Here is an 18522-nt window from a genome sequence, read left to right as displayed (position 1 = left end):
TGAGTTTTACGGCCGTTGCTGCTTAACAAGCGCCGCAATTTGACGTTGAAGTTCCTTATTTTGTTGCTTGATTTGCGCCAGTTCCTGTAAGAGCCGTTGAGTATCCGAGGTCCCGTGGCGTTGGGCAAAGTAAGTCGTGATGGTACTGGTCAACGCCCCGATGAACCCGATGCCCACAATCATCAAGACCGTGGCCGCCCATTTTCCCGCAACAGTGTGGGGCGCCACGTCGCCATAGCCGACGGTCGTAGTGGTGGTAATCGCCCACCAAAAGGCTTCCCCCCACGAGACGCGCTCGGCGTAAGCGTACAACGAGGACGCTAAAATCAAAATGATCAGGCTAGCCCAGACCAAGTAGCCGAACCCATTGGTCCGAAAGAACTGCCGCAAATGGCGGCGCAACTTATTGATGAACCCGACTAATCGAATCAACTGAAACAGTTGGACCAGCTTTAACAACCGCATCAACCGGGCCAACCGGAAGAAGTTGAACAACGAGCTGAACGGAATAATCGCCAGCAGGTCGAAAAAATTGGTCTTGAAGAAGGCCTTCTTGTTGGGCGCTTGCCAGAATCGCACTACGTAATCGACCGTAAAGAAGCCCAAAATGGCATCGTCCACCCAGGACCAGACGCCCTTCGAGAGGTCGACCACGTTGACTAAGTCGAGCAAGACGAGCGCAATCGACACCACCGCTAAGCTGATGACACTAATTTGATAAACCCGTCGCCACGTCCGCATTTCTTCGCCCCCATCACCATAACGCCCCAACGTTACGTTTAGTATGACAGGTTCTACAAGGAAGGCCAACTAAGCGGCTTAGCAATTTCGCTGACCGTCAAAACTGATTCATTCGAAACTTATTGGGCGATGAAGCCGCCGTCAACGACAAACTCGGAGCCGGTCGCAAATGAGGATTCGTCAGACCCCAAGTAGACACAGATTTCACCGATATCCTTCGGTTGACCAATGTGACCAACTGGCGTTAACTTCGTTGCCACATCCACAACTTCTGGGGTCAAGATTGGCGTTTGGATAAAGCCCGGGTGCACCGAGTTGACCCGGACATTGTATTGATTAGCAGCCGAATCTAGGGCTGCAGCCTTGGTCAATAACCGAGTACCACCCTTGCTGGCATTGTAGGGTGCGGCGTTGACCGTGCCGACAAAACCTTCGATGGAGGACACGTTGATGATGGAACCGCCCTTGCCCTTCATGGTCTGCATTCCATACTTCACACCCAGGAAGTTGCCGTTTAAATTAACGTTGATGACCTTTTTCCAGTCCGCATAGCTTTCCTGGTCGACGGGCTTAACTTCCGGCGCAATCCCCGCGTTATTGACCACGATATCAAGCCGACCAAATTTGTCCAGGGTCTCTTTGATGACCCGTTGCCAATCGGCTTCAACGGCGACATCCTGTTGGATGAACAGACTGACGTCATCACCAAACTTAGCCACGGCGGCCTTACCACCGTCCACGTTATGGTTGGCAGTCAAGACGACCTTGGCACCTTCACGCACGTAGCATTCCGCGATACCCAAACCAATACCGGCGACGCCGCCAGTAATAATTGCCACTTTGTCCTGTAAACGATCCGTCATAACGATCAACTTCCTTCTTTTTTGTGATTAGTATCACACGTGAGTTTACGACACTTACTAAAATTAAGCAACCACAGAAAAGAGTTCACCCCGAACATATCGTTACGGTTACTAGTCTTACGGAGGCTTATTTATTTTCTCTACAAAAAAGTGACCGGCACCAGGTCCGGTCACTTGCTCATTACTTATTCAAATTCTTCGTAAACGTTAGGATCTTGCCCGTCAACCCGACCATCCGGTTTACTCAAGGCGTTGATGGCTTCGATTTCGTCTTTGGTCAGGCTAAAGTCGAAGATATCGATGTTCGCCCGTTGGTGTTGGAGGTGTTGGGCCTTCGGGATTGGCACGATACCCCGTTGGGTGTGCCAACGCAAGATGATTTGGCCCACGTTCTTCTGGTATTTCTCGGCCAATTGCTTAATCATTGGTTCTTGCAACGCAGCACTGCCCCGGCCAAGTGGACTCCAAGCTTCCGTCACGATGCCCCGTTCCAAATCGGCCTTGCGCATCCGTTCTTGGACCCAGTACGGGTGCACTTCAATTTGGTTGACGGCCGGCGTCACGCCGGTCTCCTTGATGATCCGGTCCAAGTGTTCCGGTTCGAAGTTGGAGACCCCAATCGATCGAATCAAGCCCCGCTTTTGAGCGTCAATCATGGCGCGCCAAGCTTCCACGTAATGGTCACGCTTCGGCAGTGGCCAGTGAATCAAAAACAGGTCGAAATAGTCGAGACCCATCCGGTACAAGGATTCTTGAATCGAGATGGTCGCGTCATCATACTGGTGGTACTTGCCAGGTAACTTAGACGTCACGAAAAATGCCGAACGGGGCAGACCTGAGCGGCGAATCGCTTCACCCACGGCCCCTTCATTATCGTAATTCGTGGCGGTATCTAAACTGCGGTACCCGTCGCGAATGGCGGCGAGAATCTGGTTAACGCCTTGGCCCCCACGGACCTGGTAAGTGCCCAGTCCCACGGCTGGCATCTGGTAGCCATCATTTAAGGTTAGTTCTGGTACTTGCATCGACTCATCCTTTCTTCATCAATGCTTTTAGCTTACCGCAACCCAGCTCAATTGTGAATTATTTAGCCGTCACCCCTTGCGACTGCCCGTTGGCCCGATTGAGCAACACGGCCAGCCCCAACGAGATAGCCGCAAACACTGCGGCGCCCCAGCCTAAACTGGTCAACCCAGCCGCCTGTAGGACACCCGAAGCCGTCGCCGACCCCAGGGAAATTCCGATATTAAAGAAGATGGCGTTCAACGCAGAAGCTAAGGCCACCGCTTGCGGATAGCTGTCTTCGGCCACGTCGAGGAAGTGGACCTGAATCGGCGAGCCCCCAATCAAAACGACTAACGTCAAAATCAGCAACAACCCATAGCCGAGCCACGCCGATTGCATTGCTAACGGGAATAAGAGCAACAGTATGATATCAAGCACGTAAAATTTCGGCAACTGGCGGAGTCCGTGATGTTCGGCCAAGGTCCCCGATAACCGGTTACTGATAATGCTGACGATTCCGATAACCATCAGTAACCAGTTGAGACTGGTGGTGATAAAGCCCAGCGTATCGGTAATCAGGGGGCGCACATAGGTGTAGTAAGCGTACGATGCCGCGGCCGTAAACAGAATCAACGCGGCGCCCAAATAGATGCGCCGGTCGGTCAACAAAATCAGTTGGGACTTGATGCCACTGGCAGATTGCGGCAGGTCACGCGGTACCAGAAGCCCTAAAATCACACAAACGACCAGGCTCAAGACGGAAATCACGTGAAAGGCGTCCTGCCAGCCCCAGTGGGTACTGATGGCCGTCCCGATTGGCACCCCGATGACCGAGGCGATACTAAAACCGGCGGCCAACCAGGAAATCAAGACGGCGCGTTTGTTACGCGGCGCAATAACGCTACAGATGGCAATACTGAGCGACTCGATGGTTCCAGCGACCACCGCGGTAATCATCCGCGCGGCCACCATCATGGGAAAAGTCGTCGCAAACCCGGTCAGCGTATTGCCCAGTAAAAAGATGACCATTAAGACCATAAAAGTATGGTACCGGTTGAACCGGTTGGTCAGCACCGTCACCAACGGCGTGCTGACTGCATAGACGATGGCAAAGACCGTCACCAGATATCCCACCGTCGCGACACTGACCCGCAACGACTGGGCAATGTCGGAAATAATCCCCACTACGATAAATTCGTTACAGCCCAGCATAAACGAGACCAGCACGAAAGCCGCGGCCTGAACTTGATACTTACTCACAGTCAACTCTCCTCTAACTCTAGTCTCGTCGCGCGCCCATCTTTTCCGGGCTGCGACGGCTCCTGTCTCCACTCTACCGGTTTTCTATCAAAATAGGAACCCCGCTCTTCTCGACCCAAACAGCTAAAAACACCGCGGGGACTGGCCCCGCGGCGTTCGTTTGTGTGCTTAATCTTTAATTGCGTGGTGGTGTCTGGTCATCACGATAATACTGCGGTTTCGGCGCCGTTGCCGGGTGATCTTTAAGCCAGGCGGCAATCTGGCGGCCCAACTCATCGCCCATCGGCGCACTGGCCGCGATTTGGGCTTGGGTGATCTGGTCGACGTGAATCCCCGCGGTAATCGTACAGGTGCCCTCAAGCACCGGTTGGATGACCCGCGCGATACGTTCGCTCACAAAGTTGTCCTTGTGAAACCGACCGTCGTGGCTAGGAAACTTCACGGTCTGCAGTGGTGTGGTCGCCGTTAACGTGGTCACGTCACCGATATGCGGCGTGGTCCCGCCGGTGACGACGATCAAGAGGTCGCGCCCCACCACCTGCAAGTCATCCTGAATCGTATACCCAGTCTGAGTAACTTGAAATCGTGGCATTAGTCTCCCTCCCAACGCCGGTCCGTCTCGTTTTGAATCCCGAAGGCGTCCAGAATCTTCATGGTCTGGTGATCGACTAAATCTTGAATGGTCTGCGGCCGATGATAAAAGGCGGGAATCGGTGGGATAATCTGGGCACCCAGCTTAGCTAACTTGGTTAAGTTTTCCAGGTGAATCACACTGAGGGGCGTTTCGCGGGGCACGATGACCAGGTTACGACGTTCCTTGATGGTGACGTCAGCCGCCCGACTAATCAGGTTGTCGCCGAAACCATAGGCCACGCTAGCGACCGTCTTCATGCTGGCCGGGACGATGACCATTCCTGCGTTCAGAAACGATCCACTGGCGATACGGGCGCCCTGGTCGCGGTCACTATAGGTCACGTCGGCCAAATCTTGGACTTCAGCTAGCGTGTAGTCCTTTTCTAAGGAAAGGTTCTTGGTGGCCCAGGGACTCATCACCAGGTGCGTCTCCACGTCCGGGATGGCTTGCAGTCGCCGCAATAAATCGACGGCATAAATCGTCCCGGAGGCACCCGTGACCCCCACAATAATCTTCTTCATCAACGGTGGACCTCCTTCATTAGTCTAAATACTTTTTCCAGTCAGGGACTTCCTTGAAGTGGGCCCGTTCGAACTGGTCTTTCATGTCAAACGGCACGGTGCCATCTATGATCAATTTCGACGACATGCCCCGGACCCGAATCGACTTCGGGTCGTACCCTGGCCGTTCAGAAGGGTCTAGTGGGTGGTTACGCATCCCCGGCAAGACCATGATGTCCTGGTCGGCCTGGAAGCGCGTGTTGACGGTCCACATCACGTCGTTCATATCAAAGATGTCGACGTCTTCATCCACTAAGATCACGGTCTTGAGTTCCTTAAAGGCCGAGAACGCCAGTAACGCCGCTTGCCGTTGAATCCCTTCGTCGGCTTCGTCGTCCTTGTGAATCTGCATGATGGTCATCAGCTTCCCACCACCTGCTGGCGGATTGTAGACGTTTAAGACCTTCCCCGGAATCGCCCGGTTGGTCAGCTCTAAAATGCTGGCTTCGGTCGGGATGCCGGCCATGCTGACGTGTTCTTCGGATGGCCCGATTACGCTTTGCATGATCGGTGACTTGCGGTGGGTGACCGCCGTGACCTTGATGACTTGTAAGGCCGGGTTGGCGTCGCCATCGTACCCTGGAAATTCGGGCATGGCCTTACCGGTATGGGTGTTGATGTCTTCTTGAATCCGTTCGTTGGGCATGATGTAGCCTTCCAGCGTGTACTCGGAACGCGCAATCGCCCGTTCGTCGACGGTCAAGCCCGGTACTAACCCAACGGCTTCTTGGCGAATAGCGCCCGCGACGCCCAGTTCGTTGTAACCGAGTGGCGTGGTCGGCGGCTCGAAGGTGGCCCCAATCGTGATAGCCGGGTCGAGACCAATGCTGATAGTAACCGGCATCGGTTCGTTAGCGGCTTCATATTCGCTGGCAAACTTCCCGATGTGCCGGCCACCAGGCATGATGTAGATGCCCAACTTATCTTTGCCTTCTAAGACCATCCGGTGAATCGTGACATCACTCATGGTCTTAGCCTTGTTCGAGCCTAAGACCACGCCGACCGTGATGTAGGGGCCGGCGTCTTCCGGCGTGTTAGTTGGCGCAGCGACTAATTTCCGAATATCAAAATCCGGGTCGGTGGCCTTATGCACGACCTCGTGGGCCGGGGCCTGGTCCTCTGAGACTTCTACCGGTGGAATCGGGTGATCGACCGAGTCATTTAAGAATTGACCCAGGGTCTGGTAGTCGTGATGGAACATCAAGCCAACACGCTTGCGGCTCGCCATCAAGCCCATCAATACGCGGGTGTCCGGGAAACCGGTGACGTTGTTGAACATCATCGCGGGCCCCTCTTGCGTCGGCCGCTGGACCGTTCCGCCAGCCCCAATGTAGCGGTAGACACCGGAGAGTTCGGCGTCTGGATCGACTGCCACATCAGTTTCGTGGTACTGTCCCGGGTGCGTCTTTAATTCCGCTAAGACCCGGCGTAAATCGTAAGGTTCATTTGTCATCACATTGACCTCCTTATTAATATCTAAATCATAGGTTACACTGGTTAACGCTTGCAAACAATTCAACTTACGCTTAACGTTATTCCTAATAGGACTAATAGAAAGGAGCCCGCCCTATGACCTTTACCGACCTCCATAGTTTCATCGTGGTTTATCAATTACGCAGCGTCTCGGACGCCGCCGTTGAACTCAATATCACCCAATCCGCGCTTTCTAAACGCCTGCAAGCCCTGCAAACGGAATTGAACAGCACCCTGATTTCCACTCGTAACAAACGTCGCCTGGTCATCACGGAGAGTGGCGAAGTCTTTTTTCGCTACGCCCAGACCTTGATGACCCAGTACGGGTTGTTGCAAGACGAACTCCAAGCTTACCGCGACCTACGCCGGGGGACCTTACACATCGGTAGTGTCCCGGTCATGGCCCAGTACGGTCTCACCGCTAAACTCAGTCAGTTCATGCAGACCTACCCGCAGATCAACCTGCGTCTCGACGAGCTGGAAGGTGCTGACTTACTGGCCCAACTGCAAGACCACCAAATCGACCTGGCCATCCTACTCGACGTGCAGACCCGCCAACTCAACCGTTCACAGTTCGAGAGTCGAGACCTGTTGACCGACGACTTGCGGGTCATCTTACCCGCCACGCACCCATTGGCCCGTCAAGAAACTGTGCGCATCCTCGATTTACAAGACGTCGACCTGGTCACTTTAAGCCCTGGTTCCGGCGTGTACGAACAGTTGGACACCCTGTTTCAGCGCGCCGGCATCACGCCCAACATTCGTTTCAGTACCCCGCACATCGAAACGTTACTGGGGATGATTGCCCACACGCAGTGGGTCACCTGCCTATACGCTCAGGCGGCGGCCCCGTTTTTATCCGCCGACTTTGTCACCCGACCGCTCTTGCCAACGCAAATCAGTCGCCTCCAATTAGTGGCTCCGCGTGGACAACGGGCGCCGGCCGTGACACGGTTACTTGAAGCACTCACCCACTAACCACCCGTGGTATACTACTCAACAGACTTAAATTTAATTTCGGAGGTTCCCCATGATTAGACCCATCGTTCACGACCCACAACAACTGCAAACTTCGGCCACCCCGGCCACTCGCGCTGATGCCGGGGTCATCACCGACCTGTTAGACACTTTGAAAGCTCACCAGGATAACTGCGTGGGCATGGCCGCTAACATGATCGGCCAAAACAAACGCATCATCGTCATACTCGTAGGCGCCTTTCCCATCGCACTGGTCAACCCACAGATTCGCCAACAGCGCGACGCCTTCCAAACGGAAGAAGGGTGCTTGTCCCTAGATGGACAACGGCCGACGACCCGTTACCAGACCATCACCGTCGACTATTTAGACCAACAATTCATCCCGCACCACCAGGAGTTTACCGGCTTCGTGGCCCAGATCATCCAACACGAAGTCGACCACTGCAATGGCATTCTCATTTAACCAGTCGCCCCTAACCTAATTTTTAGGCGCGGGGGCGATTTTTGATTGCCAAACGGTCCCCACTTCCCTAAAATAGAATCCGCGGTCCATCCCCAGTCGGGCCCGATTTCAACGCGCAGGGAGCGATTTTTTGAAAAAGATTTTAGCCATTTTCGGGTGCGCGTTTATCGGCAGTGCCCTTCGATACCTCTTAACGCCCGCGGGGGCCAACCACCACCTGCTCACGGTGCTAGCCATCAACGTGGCGGGCTCGTTTTTATTACCCCTGATTACTGGGGCCTTACCACTGGTCGTGCCAGTCTCCCTGGCCACGATCACCGGACTCAGTGTCGGCCTGGTGGGCAGTTTCACGACATTTTCCACCTTCATCGTCGACGCTTTACACCTGGCGCAACAAGGCGCCTGGGGGACGTTCAGCCTTTATTTGAGTGCCAGCCTTCTGTTGGGGGGATTAGCCGCGGCGCTCGGTATTCGCCTAGCCCGTAAATTCGTGACCAGGGGGTGGCACCAATGATGACTTTACTCCTAGTTAGTCTAGCTGGTGCTGGGGGCGCATTAGCCCGCTACGGCATGACCTTTCTCGGCAACTATCTCTTTTACGATACTTATTTGCCCTTACCCACGTTAGTCATTAACTTGATTGCGGCCTTTCTCTTGGGCCTGGCCGCGGCGGCCTTTCCCGCTAGCACCCTGGCTTTTCAAGCCACCAGTGGATTTTTAGGCGGCTTCTCAACATTCTCGACGTTCACTAATGAATTCGCCGGCCTTTTTCACCGGTTTCCCCGGGTGGCTAGCGGCTATCTCGTCTTGTCCGTGGGCCTGGGGTTACTTTGCGCTGGCGGCGGGTATTGGTTGCTGGCCCATTGATTTCAAATCAGCCACTTAAAAACGCACCCCCGACCAGTGTCAATTCGGTCGGAGGTGCGTTTTAACGTTCCATTTTTTATTAGCCTATTTGTAAACCAAAACTTGAGTGACCAGGATTCCGCCACCAAAGACGAGCAGGAAAACGACCACTGGCCAGACGAACCGGAACCAATGCGAGTACCGCATGTGCAACATCTGTAAGGTTGCCATAACCAAACCGGTCGGTGCCAGGAACAGCATCGCGTACTGCCCAAATTGATAAGCGGTAACCACGACAAACCGGGGAATGTTAACCGTATCGGCTAATGGTGCCAAGATTGGCATCGACAGCACGGCCAATCCGGATGACGATGGCACGATGAAACCCAGTACGAAGAAGATCATCAACATGACCAAAATGAAGACCGGCCCGTTCATGTGTTGCACAAGAGCAGACGCAAATTGCAAAATCGTGTCGGAAATCAGGCCGTTATTTAGAACTAAGTTGATGCCTCGAGCTAAACCAATAATTAACGAAACACCGACTAAACTAGAAGAACCCGCCACGAAGGCGTCAACCACGCCGGTTTCACCGAGACCGTATTTCCCAGTTGCAGCGATGAACATAATGATAATGGCAAAGACTAGGAATGAAGAAGCCATGGTTGGGAACCACCAGCCTTTTGACATAACACCCCAGACCATGATTGGGAAAGTAACCACAAATAAAATTAAAATCAACTTTTTGCGGAAGGTAAACCCAGTCTCTTGATTTTCAGCAGATGATTCTACTGACCACATCTTGTTGAATTCTTTATGGTCGTCCCAGGTGTACGATACTTCTGGATGGGCTTTAACTTTTTTACTGTACCAATGGAGGTAAATCAGTAAGAAAATCGTGGCGATGGCCAGGCCACCAGCCCGCCATACAATCCCTTCTGTAAAGTTAATTCCGGCCGCGTTAGATGCAATAACAACCGAGAAGGGGTTAATAGTGGAAAATGCAGTCCCAACCGAACTGGCCAGGAAAATTGCCCCGACACTCACGATTGAGTCGTACCCCATGGCAATGAAGATAGGCACCAGGATGGGGTAAAAGGCTACCGCCTCTTCTTCAATCCCACATAAGGTTCCCCCTAAAACCAAGAGTACGGAGACTAAGAAGATCAGCATAAATTCATGCCCCTTGGTCTTCCTCGTCAGGGCTAACAGACCAGTCTCAAAGGCCCCACTGGCCTTAACTACCCCGATTAGTCCCCCTAAGACGAAGATGAAGACCATAATATCAACGGCTTGAATAGTCCCGTTGACCATACTACCGGTAATGTCTCCCAACGAAGCGGGATGTTGTGGTAATCGTTCATAAGTATTCGGGACCGAGACCGCTTCGCTAATTCCCCCCGATTTGAATTGACCAATTTTAATCTTAACATCCAATTTATCTAGTTCTTTTTGTGTTGCTGGTAATTTTTTAACGTGCCCTTGCGGATTTTTCACCTCTAATTCTGAAGATGCACTGTTATACGATAGTTTGGAATAACTCCCGGCTGGAATCATCCACGTTGCCATCACCGCCACGACGGTGAGGATAAACAGGATGAAGAAGGCGCCGGGCATTTTTAGCTTGAAATGCCGTTTTTTTGCTGTTGGATTATCTGTCATCATAATTCCCCCTAAAATATGAGAGCGTTTTCTGTTACACTCAACTATGGGAATACCGAAAACGTGGTCCCCGGCTGTCGGGGTCTCCCTATCACCCTCCCGGTAAGAAATCGGGACCAGTCAGGAAAATTATCCACCAACGACCGTTGGACCACGTTTTTAGTTTTACACTGTTGCGTTAACCGCGGTCGCCGTAATCAACGTCCCCACCTTACCGGCCAGGGCATCGTCTAAGTGATCGAGTGACGTAATGAGCGCCGAACGTTGGTCCCCAGAAGTCACGAAGTCTAGGCACGCTTCAATTTTTGGCAACATACTGCCAGGGGCAAACTGCCCATCATCAATATACCGATGCGCATCGGCCGCTGAAAGGTGGCGCAAGGCCCGTTGATTAGTTTGACCATAGTTCACGAAGACATCGTCAACCGCCGTCAAAATAATCAGCTGGTCAGCCGCAATTTTATCAGCCAGCAAGGCACTTGAGCGGTCCTTATCGATGACGGCTGGGACTCCACGTAACCCAGTTGTCGTTTTGACAACGGGAACGCCACCGCCACCGCCAGCAATGACTAAACTTCCTGCCTCAATCAGGTGATTGATGCTGTTGAGTTCAACGATGGTCTTAGGTTGTGGCGATGGCACGACTTGTCGATAACCTCGCCCTGCGTCTTCCTTAAAGGTGTAGCCCTTCTCGGCTTGAATCTTAGCAGCATCTGCTTGCGAATAGAAATCACCAACGGGCTTCGATGGATTCTGAAATGCAGAATCACTCGGGTCAACCTCAACCTGGGTAACCACCGTTGCGACATCTTTTTGGATACCTTGTCGGTGCAATTCGTTTTGTAAACTTTGTTGTAAGTGATAGCCAATGTAGCCTTGACTCATGGCCCCACATTCCGGAAATGGAAAGGCAGCAGTTTTTCCATTTTCAGCCGCAAAGTTCATCCCCAGGTTGATGGCTCCCACTTGTGGACCATTCCCGTGACTGATGACGACCTTATGTCCGGCGGCAACTAACCCCACGAGTGAGGCCGCCGTGTGTTTGACGAGTTTAAGCTGCTCTTCAGGAGACTTCCCCAGAGCATTCCCCCCGAGAGCGACAACGATTTTTGCCATACATAAAACCTCCCTGATTAGTCACCTAAGGTTGCTACCATAACGGACTTAATCGTGTGCATCCGGTTTTCAGCTTCTTGGAAGACTACCGAAGCATCACTTTCGAAGACCTCATCCGTTACTTCCATTTCGCTAATACCAAACTTCTTTTGGATTTCAGCCCCAACCTTGGTATCTGTGTTGTGGAAGGCTGGCAAGCAGTGTTCGAAAATCACGCCAGGGTTTTCAGCTTGATCCATCACAGCTTGAGTCACTTGGTAAGGCTTGAGTAACTTAATCCGGTCAGCCCAGACACTGTCGGGTTCACCCATGGAGACCCAAACATCAGCGTAGATGACGTCAGAACCCTTTACACCTTCAGCAATGTCATGGAAGACTTCAATGTCGGCCCCCGTCTTGTCCGCAATAGCCCGAGCCTTCTTCAAGAGGTCTGCGTCCGGCCGCAATTCCTTTGGGCAAACCACGTGGTAGGTCATGCCCATCACAGCGGCCCCTAACATCAACGCGTTAGACACGTTATCTTGCCCGTCACCCACAAATGTGAACTTAATGTCAGCGTAATTCTTCTTGAGAACTTCGTGGGCCGTCAAGAAGTCCGCTAAAACTTGGGTTGGGTGGTCTTCATCGGTCAAACCATTCCAAACTGGGACACCAGAGTAGTCCGCCAGGGTCTCCACAGTCTTTTGGGAGAAGCCCCGATACTCGATGCCATCGAACATCCCGCCTAAAACGCGGGCCGTATCCTTAGCAGTTTCCTTCTTACCCATGTGGGAACCGGATGGGCCTAAGTAGGTGACGTGAGCTCCTTGATCCTTAGCGGCGACTTCGAAAGCACAACGCGTTCTTGTGGAATCCTTTTCAAAAATCAGTGCAATGTTTTTGTCGAGTAATTTCTTTTGTTCCGTCCCCGCATACTTGGCTTTTTTCAGATCTTCAGCTAAATCGAGCATGTAGCTCATCTCACGGGTACTAAAGTCAGCTAGGGTCAAGAAACTCCGATTACGTAAATTAAACATGTTTGATTCCTCCTAATTGATATTTACAAGTCTTAATTTAGTAAGCGGTTTCATAAAGCTTCATTTATGACAAAAAATTTAAGTATTGGCAATCGATTATTTCAGTATCATTACTTTTCAATCGCCTTTACTTGAGGAGTTTTAGTAATGTTTAAACAATCCCGTTTTATCAGTCATGGTCGTTGGCAACGAATTTTGATTGCTGCAACCTGTATCGCGTTGTCCTCTCAAGTCAACATTCCCATCTACGCTCCTGGATTTATCTTGGCCCTATCAGCGCTCTTGCTACCTACTTTTTTATATTTTAATCGCGATCTCAATCCATTACTTTTAACCGGAGCCATTGCACTGGCTTCCCCCATTTTCCAAGGCATTCTTCTATTTATTGGTCATGCTTCAAGTCAACAAATAATTTTAGAGTATGTTGTTACTGATATTGCTTTTTACCTCTGCTATGGTTTTCTTTATTACTTCATCTATTGGCGACGTGGACAACGCAATAACAGTTCTTTCTTTTTGACTATCGTTTTGTGCGTCTACCTATCCAATCTCCTAGAGGTCAGTCTCCTGACTGATTTCTCCCATTACAGCTATCGAATCTTTCAAATTCTATTCATAGCTGCGTTGGTTAGGAGCCTCGCCAGTTGCTTATGTGCCTTTGCCTATCATTACTTCACGTTATTACTCCGAACAGAAAGCCACGAACAACGGTATTACCATTTTGTCTGGATTGCGGCTGCTGTAAAGAGTGAGGTTTACTTCATGCAAAAGAGCCTGGGGGATATTGAGAACGTGATGAAAAACGCTTATCTCCTCAATAAGGATTTACAAAAGGCCAACGTTCCGCAAGAATACCAAGACCGCGCCCTCACAATTGCACGGGACGTCCACGAAATTAAGAAAGACTACCGTAACGTGGCGTTGGGCCTTAACGATTATTTCTCCGACGACCAGGAATCTCCAATGCAATTAGCAGACATCCTCAAAGTCACCGTAGATTATATTCGAGAAGCCATTAAGTCCGATCACCACAACATCGTCATCGAAGTCCATAATCAAGTTGACTTAGTGGTTCCCAATCACTATTACGTGGTTACGATTCTATCCAACCTCATCTTTAACAGCGTTGACGCTATTTCTCCGGATAAATTAAATGGTCTCATTCGAGTCACGGTGGCGGATGCTGGCGACCATATCTTGCTCAACGTCAGTGACAATGGCAGTGGCATGGACCAACAGACGCAAGCCATGATTTTTCGACCCGGCTTCACCACCAAATTCCACGAGGAAACTGGTGATGTCTATCGGGGCATTGGTCTGTCTCACGTTAAAATCATTGTTCAGGAACAATTTGACGGGGAGCTGCGTGTGGAATCTCAGCCCGGTCACGGAACCAATTTTCAAGTTCGTTTAGCTAAATCACGACTCATTCAGGAGGCGCACTCATGAAATTCTATATTGTAGACGATGACCCTAGCGTTCCCATGATTCTCCAACGGATTCTGGAACAGAATCCCCACAATGATGTGGTGGGAACAGCAACCGACGCCAAAATTGCCTTAGCCGATTTGATGCTGAACGATGTCGACATTGTTTTGGTTGATTTACTTATGCCTGTAGTTTCGGGTATCGATCTCGTAAAACAGCTTAAGGCCGCCAAGCCTAATTTAACCTTTGTGATGATTTCACAGGTACGCGACAGCGACTTACGGGCTGAAGCATACCAAGCAGGAATTGAATTCTTTATTGATAAACCCATCAACCTTATCGAAGTCAAAACGGTTATCCAAAAAGTGGTACAAAATATTCAAATGGCCGCTAAGCTCTCCAACATTCAAGCTTTGGTGGGTAGCGGCGTGACGAATAGCGACCCTGCCGTAAACGAACATGCCGCGGAAAAGGAAAAGATTCTATCGATTTTACGTTATCTAGGCATCACCTCAGAATCCGGCTCTTCGGATATTCTTTCTGTTTGCCAATTGATGATCGACCAAAATATTGGTTTTAAACAAATTGATTTCAACCAGGCCTTTGCCATTGATGACCATGAAAAAAAGATTTTGTTTCAACGTATTCGACGAGCCATCAAAGCTGGCCTCAGCAATCTTGCCAATTTAACGCTCGACGACCATGGCGACGAAATTCTAGTGGAGTACGCTAATTCTCTGTATGAATATAAAAATGTCCGTAACGAAATGGCATATCACCAGGGAAAACGAACCACTGGTGGCAAGGTTTCCCTTCAGCACTTTTTTGATGGGTTGACCCAGGAAATCTAGTTTCACCCTAACCTAAACAAAAGGTCCCAAATTTCTCAATAATGAGGAACTTGGGACCTTTTGTTTAGGAATACTCAACTATCTTTAGACTTAACCTACTAACTAAGCGTCACCAGCATCAACCTGATTCTCCAACTGCTGCACTTCTAGCCGTCGCAGGTAATGGTAACTTTGGAGCATATTGGCGCAGGTCGCATCGGTTTCGTCCGGTACCTCGTAGATCATGGTTGCGGCCGGGTTCAATGCCGGTAAGACTCGGCGCCAATCAATCAACCCGCGACCGAGTGGCAGACTATCGTGTCGTCGCCCCAACGAATCCACGAGATGGTAGTGTTGAATCAAGGGTTTCAACCGGGTCAGCGCCGCCATGGTCCGGTCCATATCGCCATTAAGGCCGATAAAGACATGACTCAAGTCGCAGACCAGTGGCCAACCGTGCTGTAAAATCGTGCGGTCCAACTCCGGGTCGCCGTACATAAAACTTGGTGTGATCCCGTTTTCGATGATCACGTGTCCGTTGGCCTGGGCGACCAGGTGGTCTAAGCGCGTCGCGACCGTATGCCGGGCAACCGCTAACGACGGGTATTCGGCAATCAATGTCCGGCTTTCTGCGCCACCATAGCCCCCATGAATCAAGACCCGGACGTTGAGGTCGTTGGCCAAGTCCAATAATTGGGCCGTTGAGCGTTGCAAAAAGTGATAAGCCGCAGCTTCCCGGTGCGGGTCCAATAATTGATCCAAGTGCCAATCACCGTAAGCCATCGGGTGATGAATCACAATTTTAGGTGTCACGGTGTCCCGAACGAATCTGACTGACTGTTTCAATGTTTGAAAAGCGGTCGGTTCAAAATCCGTCACGGCCGTGAAAAATTCAAAGACCGTGGGCCGATACTTCAACCGGTCCAATAATTGTTGCGGTTCAGCACCCGCCTTTAACCCCAATTGAACCTTCCCGGGGTTGTTTGGAAGGGTAAACATCGCCATGTTCTCAGTCCTTTCACAGTTAAGTCACCTTTAGTTTACCGCGAATTACCGTCAACCGACGTTAGTGTTCGCTAACGGCATCGATAACTAAGATCTGAGCGCTAAAGTCCGCGGACGCTTCGACTCCCATCGTGGTATGTAAAAGCGATGGGATAAAGACACCGGCGTGCATGAGTTCATCGCCGTAAAGGGCTTGTTTCCGCCCACTGACAGTATAGCGTTGGTCGGGTAATAATCCCCATAGACGCAACTGAGTATAGCCCGGATTGGGCCGGTTCAAGAGTTGATAGCGAGCCACAATCGCGTGGCGCTGGTCAACACTCACGACGAGCCAACTCCCCACGTTACGGTCCCCCGTAAACGGGCTATCAAGTCGGTAAAGGGTCCCAAATTGCAATAACTGCCGGTGTTGCTTGTAAAAGGCGACTTGCCGTTTAATTTGGGCCTTTTCGGCATCGGAACACCGTGTCACATCCAGCTCATACCCCAGGTCACCAAAAAACGCCACGGCGCCGCGCGTCTCGAGTGGCGTGATGCGACCGGTCTGGTCATTCGGCACCGCCGACACGTGCGCGCCCATCATCGCCTGCGGATAAGCGTAGGAGGTCCCAAATTGAATTTTCAACCGTTCAATGGCGTCGGTGTCATCACTGGTCCAGGCCTGCGGTGCGTAATACATCATGCCCAGATCAAACCGGCCCCCGCCCGAAGCGCAGGATTCAAAGAGGACCTGCGGGAAGGCGGACGTCAACCGAGCGTATAGTCGATAAACGCCCAAAATATAACGGTGGTTGAATTCCAACTGTTGGTCGGCACGTAAGGTGGGACTGTAGGCCTCGGTAATGTTGCGGTTCATATCCCACTTGATGTAGTCGAGGTGGGCATCCTTGATCATGGTACTCATTTTTTGGTATAGGAAATCCACGACTGCTGGGTTGGTCATGTCGAGGACGAATTGGTTGCGTCCAGGTGTCATCTGCCGCTTGGGGGTGCGCACGACCCACTCTGGGTGATTACGGTACAGGTCACTGGCTAGTGAAATCATTTCGGGTTCGTACCACAAACCAAATTGAAGGCCGAGCTGGTGCACTTGCTGAACGAGGTGGGCCATGCCTTGTGGGAGCTTTTGGGGATTCACGTCCCAATCGCCAAGCGAGGTGGTATCGTCATTGCGGTGGCCAAACCACCCGTCATCGAGGACGAATAGTTCGATGCCCAACGCCTTAGCTTGCTGGGCCATCGCCACTAACTTAGTCTCATCAAAGTCAAAGTAGGTCCCCTCCCAATTGTTCAAGAGGATGGGCCGTGGTTGCTTCGCAAACCGGGGATTGACCAGGTGTTGTTGGTAAAAGCGTCCCATTTGTTGGCTGAGCTGATTCAACCCCCGGTCGGTATAACTCAAAATGGCCTCGGGCGTCTGGAAGCATTGTCCGGGCGCGAGTTGCCACCCGAATTCCTCGGGATTGATACCCACGAGGATGCGCGTGGTGTCGAACTGGTCGACTTCGATTTGATCTAAAAAGTTACCGGAATACACCAGGTTAAAGCCGTAAGCCGCTCCCTGGTCCTCGTTAGTCTGTGGCCGCGCTAAAATAAATCCCGGATTTTCTTGATGGCTGGACGCCCCGCGCAAACTGCCGATACTTTGACTACCAGGGCGCAGCGGGGTTCGTTTGAGTTGCCGTTCGCGCGCCCAACTCCCGGAAAATTGTAACAGCTGATAATTCGCATCGGGTAAATCTAATTGGCTACTCAACGCGCGATTCAGTGTGAGGTGGGCCGCTCCTTGGTTGTCAAACGTGGTACTACGCACAATCACGTCTTGGTGGGGAAAAACGGTATAGTTTAACCGTACGACCAAGTGAGTGACCATGTCCTTGAGTGTCACGTTAAGCGTTTGCGCCCCGTCGTCATCATCATCGAAAGTTGCCGGTAAATCGACTAAGCGCTGCTTTCCCGCGCTGATTTGGTTACTTTGGTACTGTAATTCACTGATGCGACTGCCATCTGGAGCCGTGACCTGATAGGCCGGCTCCCGAAAATCTCCTTTGCCGAAGCTGGCGTATTCTTGTTTGAGGGCTTCGGGTTGAACGTCCGGCGCATCAAGCCGCCACGCCGGCATTGCGCCGTGGATTTCTCGGTGAGTCAGTTCCGGGTAAGTGGTACGGTTATGTATCCGAGGTCCGTAATAGAGTTGCCCCAACTCACCATTGGGCATGACGTGAAAGAGGTAACTACTATGATCAGTTTGAAGATGAAATTGACCTTGTTGGCTATAAATTGCCATCTTATTCAGTCCTTTCTACTTCCTAGGATACCGAATAATCGTGCTTCTGTAACCGTTTTCCACAACATTGCTAGAAAAAAATCATGCAGCTAGCTACCTCCAGCCTCCAGCAGGCTTGCCCTCATAATCCCGCTTTGGTAGGTTGTTGGTCCACCGCTTCTGTGGCTAGCCTAGGGAAGCCTTGCGTGACCCAATTTAGGGCACAAAAAAAGGAACCCGATTGGGTTCCTAACATTGCGTGGCAACGTCCTATCCTCGCAGGGGGCGATCCCCCAACTACTATTGGCGTGCTGAAGCTTAACTTCCGTGTTCGGCATGGGAACGGGTGTATCCTTCAGGCTATCGCCACCACACT

Annotated in this window: 18 protein-coding genes and 1 rRNA gene; 6 read left to right on the top strand and 13 right to left on the bottom strand. The window is 51.4% G+C overall.

Annotation, left to right across the window (positions count from 1 at the left end; all coding sequences use genetic code 11):
* Positions 1-6 precede the first annotated feature (6 nt).
* The 7 genes from DXH47_RS07375 to DXH47_RS07345 form a co-directional block, all read right to left on the bottom strand.
* Positions 7-741, bottom strand: a complete 735-nt coding sequence (locus tag DXH47_RS07375; protein WP_129032719.1) for an ion transporter — start codon at positions 739-741, stop codon at positions 7-9.
* A gap of 119 nt (positions 742-860) precedes the next feature.
* Entirely contained in the window at positions 861-1604 is a 744-nt protein-coding gene (locus DXH47_RS07370; RefSeq protein WP_129032718.1) for an SDR family oxidoreductase, read from the bottom strand.
* 185 nt (positions 1605-1789) lie between these two features.
* Positions 1790-2629, bottom strand: a complete 840-nt coding sequence (locus DXH47_RS07365; RefSeq protein ID WP_129032717.1) for an aldo/keto reductase — start codon at positions 2627-2629, stop codon at positions 1790-1792.
* 58 nt (positions 2630-2687) lie between these two features.
* Complete coding sequence (locus DXH47_RS07360; RefSeq protein WP_129032716.1) at positions 2688-3869, bottom strand: MFS transporter; 1182 nt, start codon at positions 3867-3869, stop codon at positions 2688-2690.
* A 175-nt stretch (positions 3870-4044) separates the two neighbouring features.
* The gene (lpdD, locus tag DXH47_RS07355; protein WP_129032715.1) at positions 4045-4461 is read right to left on the bottom strand and encodes a prenylated flavin chaperone LpdD; all 417 of its coding nucleotides are present in this window, start codon (positions 4459-4461) and stop codon (positions 4045-4047) included.
* A complete protein-coding gene (locus DXH47_RS07350) occupies positions 4461-5024 on the bottom strand; it encodes a UbiX family flavin prenyltransferase (protein ID WP_129032714.1) in 564 nt (187 codons plus the stop codon). The genes lpdD and DXH47_RS07350 overlap by 1 nt, the downstream gene beginning before the upstream one ends.
* Positions 5025-5043: 19 nt before the next feature.
* The gene (locus DXH47_RS07345) at positions 5044-6516 is read right to left on the bottom strand and encodes a UbiD family decarboxylase (RefSeq protein ID WP_129032713.1); all 1473 of its coding nucleotides are present in this window, start codon (positions 6514-6516) and stop codon (positions 5044-5046) included.
* Positions 6517-6632: 116 nt separating this feature from the next.
* Here DXH47_RS07345 and DXH47_RS07340 point away from each other — a divergent pair, with 116 nt between their 5' ends.
* From DXH47_RS07340 to DXH47_RS07325, 4 genes are all read left to right on the top strand, one after another.
* Positions 6633-7514, top strand: a complete 882-nt coding sequence (locus DXH47_RS07340) for a LysR family transcriptional regulator (protein WP_129032712.1) — start codon at positions 6633-6635, stop codon at positions 7512-7514.
* Positions 7515-7566: 52 nt separating this feature from the next.
* Complete coding sequence (locus tag DXH47_RS07335; protein WP_129032711.1) at positions 7567-7977, top strand: peptide deformylase; 411 nt, start codon at positions 7567-7569, stop codon at positions 7975-7977.
* A gap of 130 nt (positions 7978-8107) precedes the next feature.
* Positions 8108-8491: a fluoride efflux transporter FluC gene (locus DXH47_RS07330; protein ID WP_129032710.1), complete on the top strand. Its 384-nt coding sequence runs from the start codon at positions 8108-8110 to the stop codon at positions 8489-8491.
* Complete coding sequence (locus tag DXH47_RS07325; protein ID WP_129032709.1) at positions 8488-8844, top strand: CrcB family protein; 357 nt, start codon at positions 8488-8490, stop codon at positions 8842-8844. Before DXH47_RS07330 ends, DXH47_RS07325 begins: the two co-directional genes overlap by 4 nt.
* An 84-nt stretch (positions 8845-8928) precedes the next feature.
* On the opposite strand, the gene DXH47_RS07320 is transcribed toward DXH47_RS07325, so the two are convergent.
* The 3 genes from DXH47_RS07320 to argF form a co-directional block, all read right to left on the bottom strand.
* On the bottom strand, positions 8929-10485 hold the full coding sequence (locus DXH47_RS07320) for a YfcC family protein (RefSeq protein ID WP_129032708.1): 1557 nt from the start codon (positions 10483-10485) through the stop codon (positions 8929-8931).
* A gap of 165 nt (positions 10486-10650) precedes the next feature.
* Positions 10651-11601: a carbamate kinase gene (gene arcC, locus DXH47_RS07315; protein WP_129032707.1), complete on the bottom strand. Its 951-nt coding sequence runs from the start codon at positions 11599-11601 to the stop codon at positions 10651-10653.
* 17 nt (positions 11602-11618) lie between these two features.
* Complete coding sequence (argF, locus tag DXH47_RS07310; RefSeq protein ID WP_129032706.1) at positions 11619-12617, bottom strand: ornithine carbamoyltransferase; 999 nt, start codon at positions 12615-12617, stop codon at positions 11619-11621.
* A gap of 147 nt (positions 12618-12764) precedes the next feature.
* Here argF and DXH47_RS07305 point away from each other — a divergent pair, with 147 nt between their 5' ends.
* Positions 12765-14066, top strand: coding sequence for a sensor histidine kinase (locus DXH47_RS07305; protein ID WP_129032705.1), 1302 nt, complete (start codon positions 12765-12767; stop codon positions 14064-14066).
* Positions 14063-14896, top strand: coding sequence for a DNA-binding domain-containing protein (locus tag DXH47_RS07300; RefSeq protein ID WP_129032704.1), 834 nt, complete (start codon positions 14063-14065; stop codon positions 14894-14896). The genes DXH47_RS07305 and DXH47_RS07300 overlap by 4 nt, the downstream gene beginning before the upstream one ends.
* A gap of 102 nt (positions 14897-14998) precedes the next feature.
* Here DXH47_RS07300 and DXH47_RS07295 read toward each other — a convergent pair whose 3' ends face one another.
* From DXH47_RS07295 to rrf, 3 genes are all read right to left on the bottom strand, one after another.
* Positions 14999-15880, bottom strand: coding sequence for a TIM barrel protein (locus DXH47_RS07295; protein WP_129032703.1), 882 nt, complete (start codon positions 15878-15880; stop codon positions 14999-15001).
* 61 nt (positions 15881-15941) lie between these two features.
* Entirely contained in the window at positions 15942-18167 is a 2226-nt protein-coding gene (locus tag DXH47_RS07290; protein WP_129032702.1) for an alpha-galactosidase, read from the bottom strand.
* A gap of 236 nt (positions 18168-18403) precedes the next feature.
* Positions 18404-18520: ribosomal RNA gene (rrf, locus tag DXH47_RS07285) — 5S ribosomal RNA — on the bottom strand.
* Positions 18521-18522: the final 2 nt, after the last annotated feature.

Origin of the sequence: Levilactobacillus suantsaii (assembly GCF_004115745.1) — a bacterium.
GTDB classification, from domain to species: domain Bacteria; phylum Bacillota; class Bacilli; order Lactobacillales; family Lactobacillaceae; genus Levilactobacillus; species Levilactobacillus suantsaii.
The sequence above is the reverse complement of the archived record's forward strand: the minus strand, read 5'-3'. Positions and strand labels throughout refer to the sequence as shown.

Bases quoted from the DNA above. Each gene is read 5' to 3' on its own strand.
- DXH47_RS07325 (WP_129032709.1), top strand. From the start codon at position 8,488: ATGATGACTTTACTCCTAGTTAGTCTAGCTGGTGCTGGGGGCGCATTA.
- DXH47_RS07370 (WP_129032718.1), bottom strand. From the start codon at position 1,604: ATGACGGATCGTTTACAGGACAAAGTGGCAATTATTACTGGCGGCGTC.
- DXH47_RS07340 (WP_129032712.1), top strand. From the start codon at position 6,633: ATGACCTTTACCGACCTCCATAGTTTCATCGTGGTTTATCAATTACGC.
- DXH47_RS07295 (WP_129032703.1), bottom strand. From the start codon at position 15,880: ATGGCGATGTTTACCCTTCCAAACAACCCCGGGAAGGTTCAATTGGGG.
- DXH47_RS07350 (WP_129032714.1), bottom strand. From the start codon at position 5,024: ATGAAGAAGATTATTGTGGGGGTCACGGGTGCCTCCGGGACGATTTAT.
- arcC (WP_129032707.1), bottom strand. From the start codon at position 11,601: ATGGCAAAAATCGTTGTCGCTCTCGGGGGGAATGCTCTGGGGAAGTCT.
- DXH47_RS07335 (WP_129032711.1), top strand. From the start codon at position 7,567: ATGATTAGACCCATCGTTCACGACCCACAACAACTGCAAACTTCGGCC.
- DXH47_RS07305 (WP_129032705.1), top strand. From the start codon at position 12,765: ATGTTTAAACAATCCCGTTTTATCAGTCATGGTCGTTGGCAACGAATT.
- argF (WP_129032706.1), bottom strand. From the start codon at position 12,617: ATGTTTAATTTACGTAATCGGAGTTTCTTGACCCTAGCTGACTTTAGT.
- DXH47_RS07320 (WP_129032708.1), bottom strand. From the start codon at position 10,485: ATGACAGATAATCCAACAGCAAAAAAACGGCATTTCAAGCTAAAAATG.
- DXH47_RS07290 (WP_129032702.1), bottom strand. From the start codon at position 18,167: ATGGCAATTTATAGCCAACAAGGTCAATTTCATCTTCAAACTGATCAT.
- DXH47_RS07365 (WP_129032717.1), bottom strand. From the start codon at position 2,629: ATGCAAGTACCAGAACTAACCTTAAATGATGGCTACCAGATGCCAGCC.
- lpdD (WP_129032715.1), bottom strand. From the start codon at position 4,461: ATGCCACGATTTCAAGTTACTCAGACTGGGTATACGATTCAGGATGAC.
- DXH47_RS07345 (WP_129032713.1), bottom strand. From the start codon at position 6,516: ATGACAAATGAACCTTACGATTTACGCCGGGTCTTAGCGGAATTAAAG.
- DXH47_RS07300 (WP_129032704.1), top strand. From the start codon at position 14,063: ATGAAATTCTATATTGTAGACGATGACCCTAGCGTTCCCATGATTCTC.
- DXH47_RS07375 (WP_129032719.1), bottom strand. From the start codon at position 741: ATGCGGACGTGGCGACGGGTTTATCAAATTAGTGTCATCAGCTTAGCG.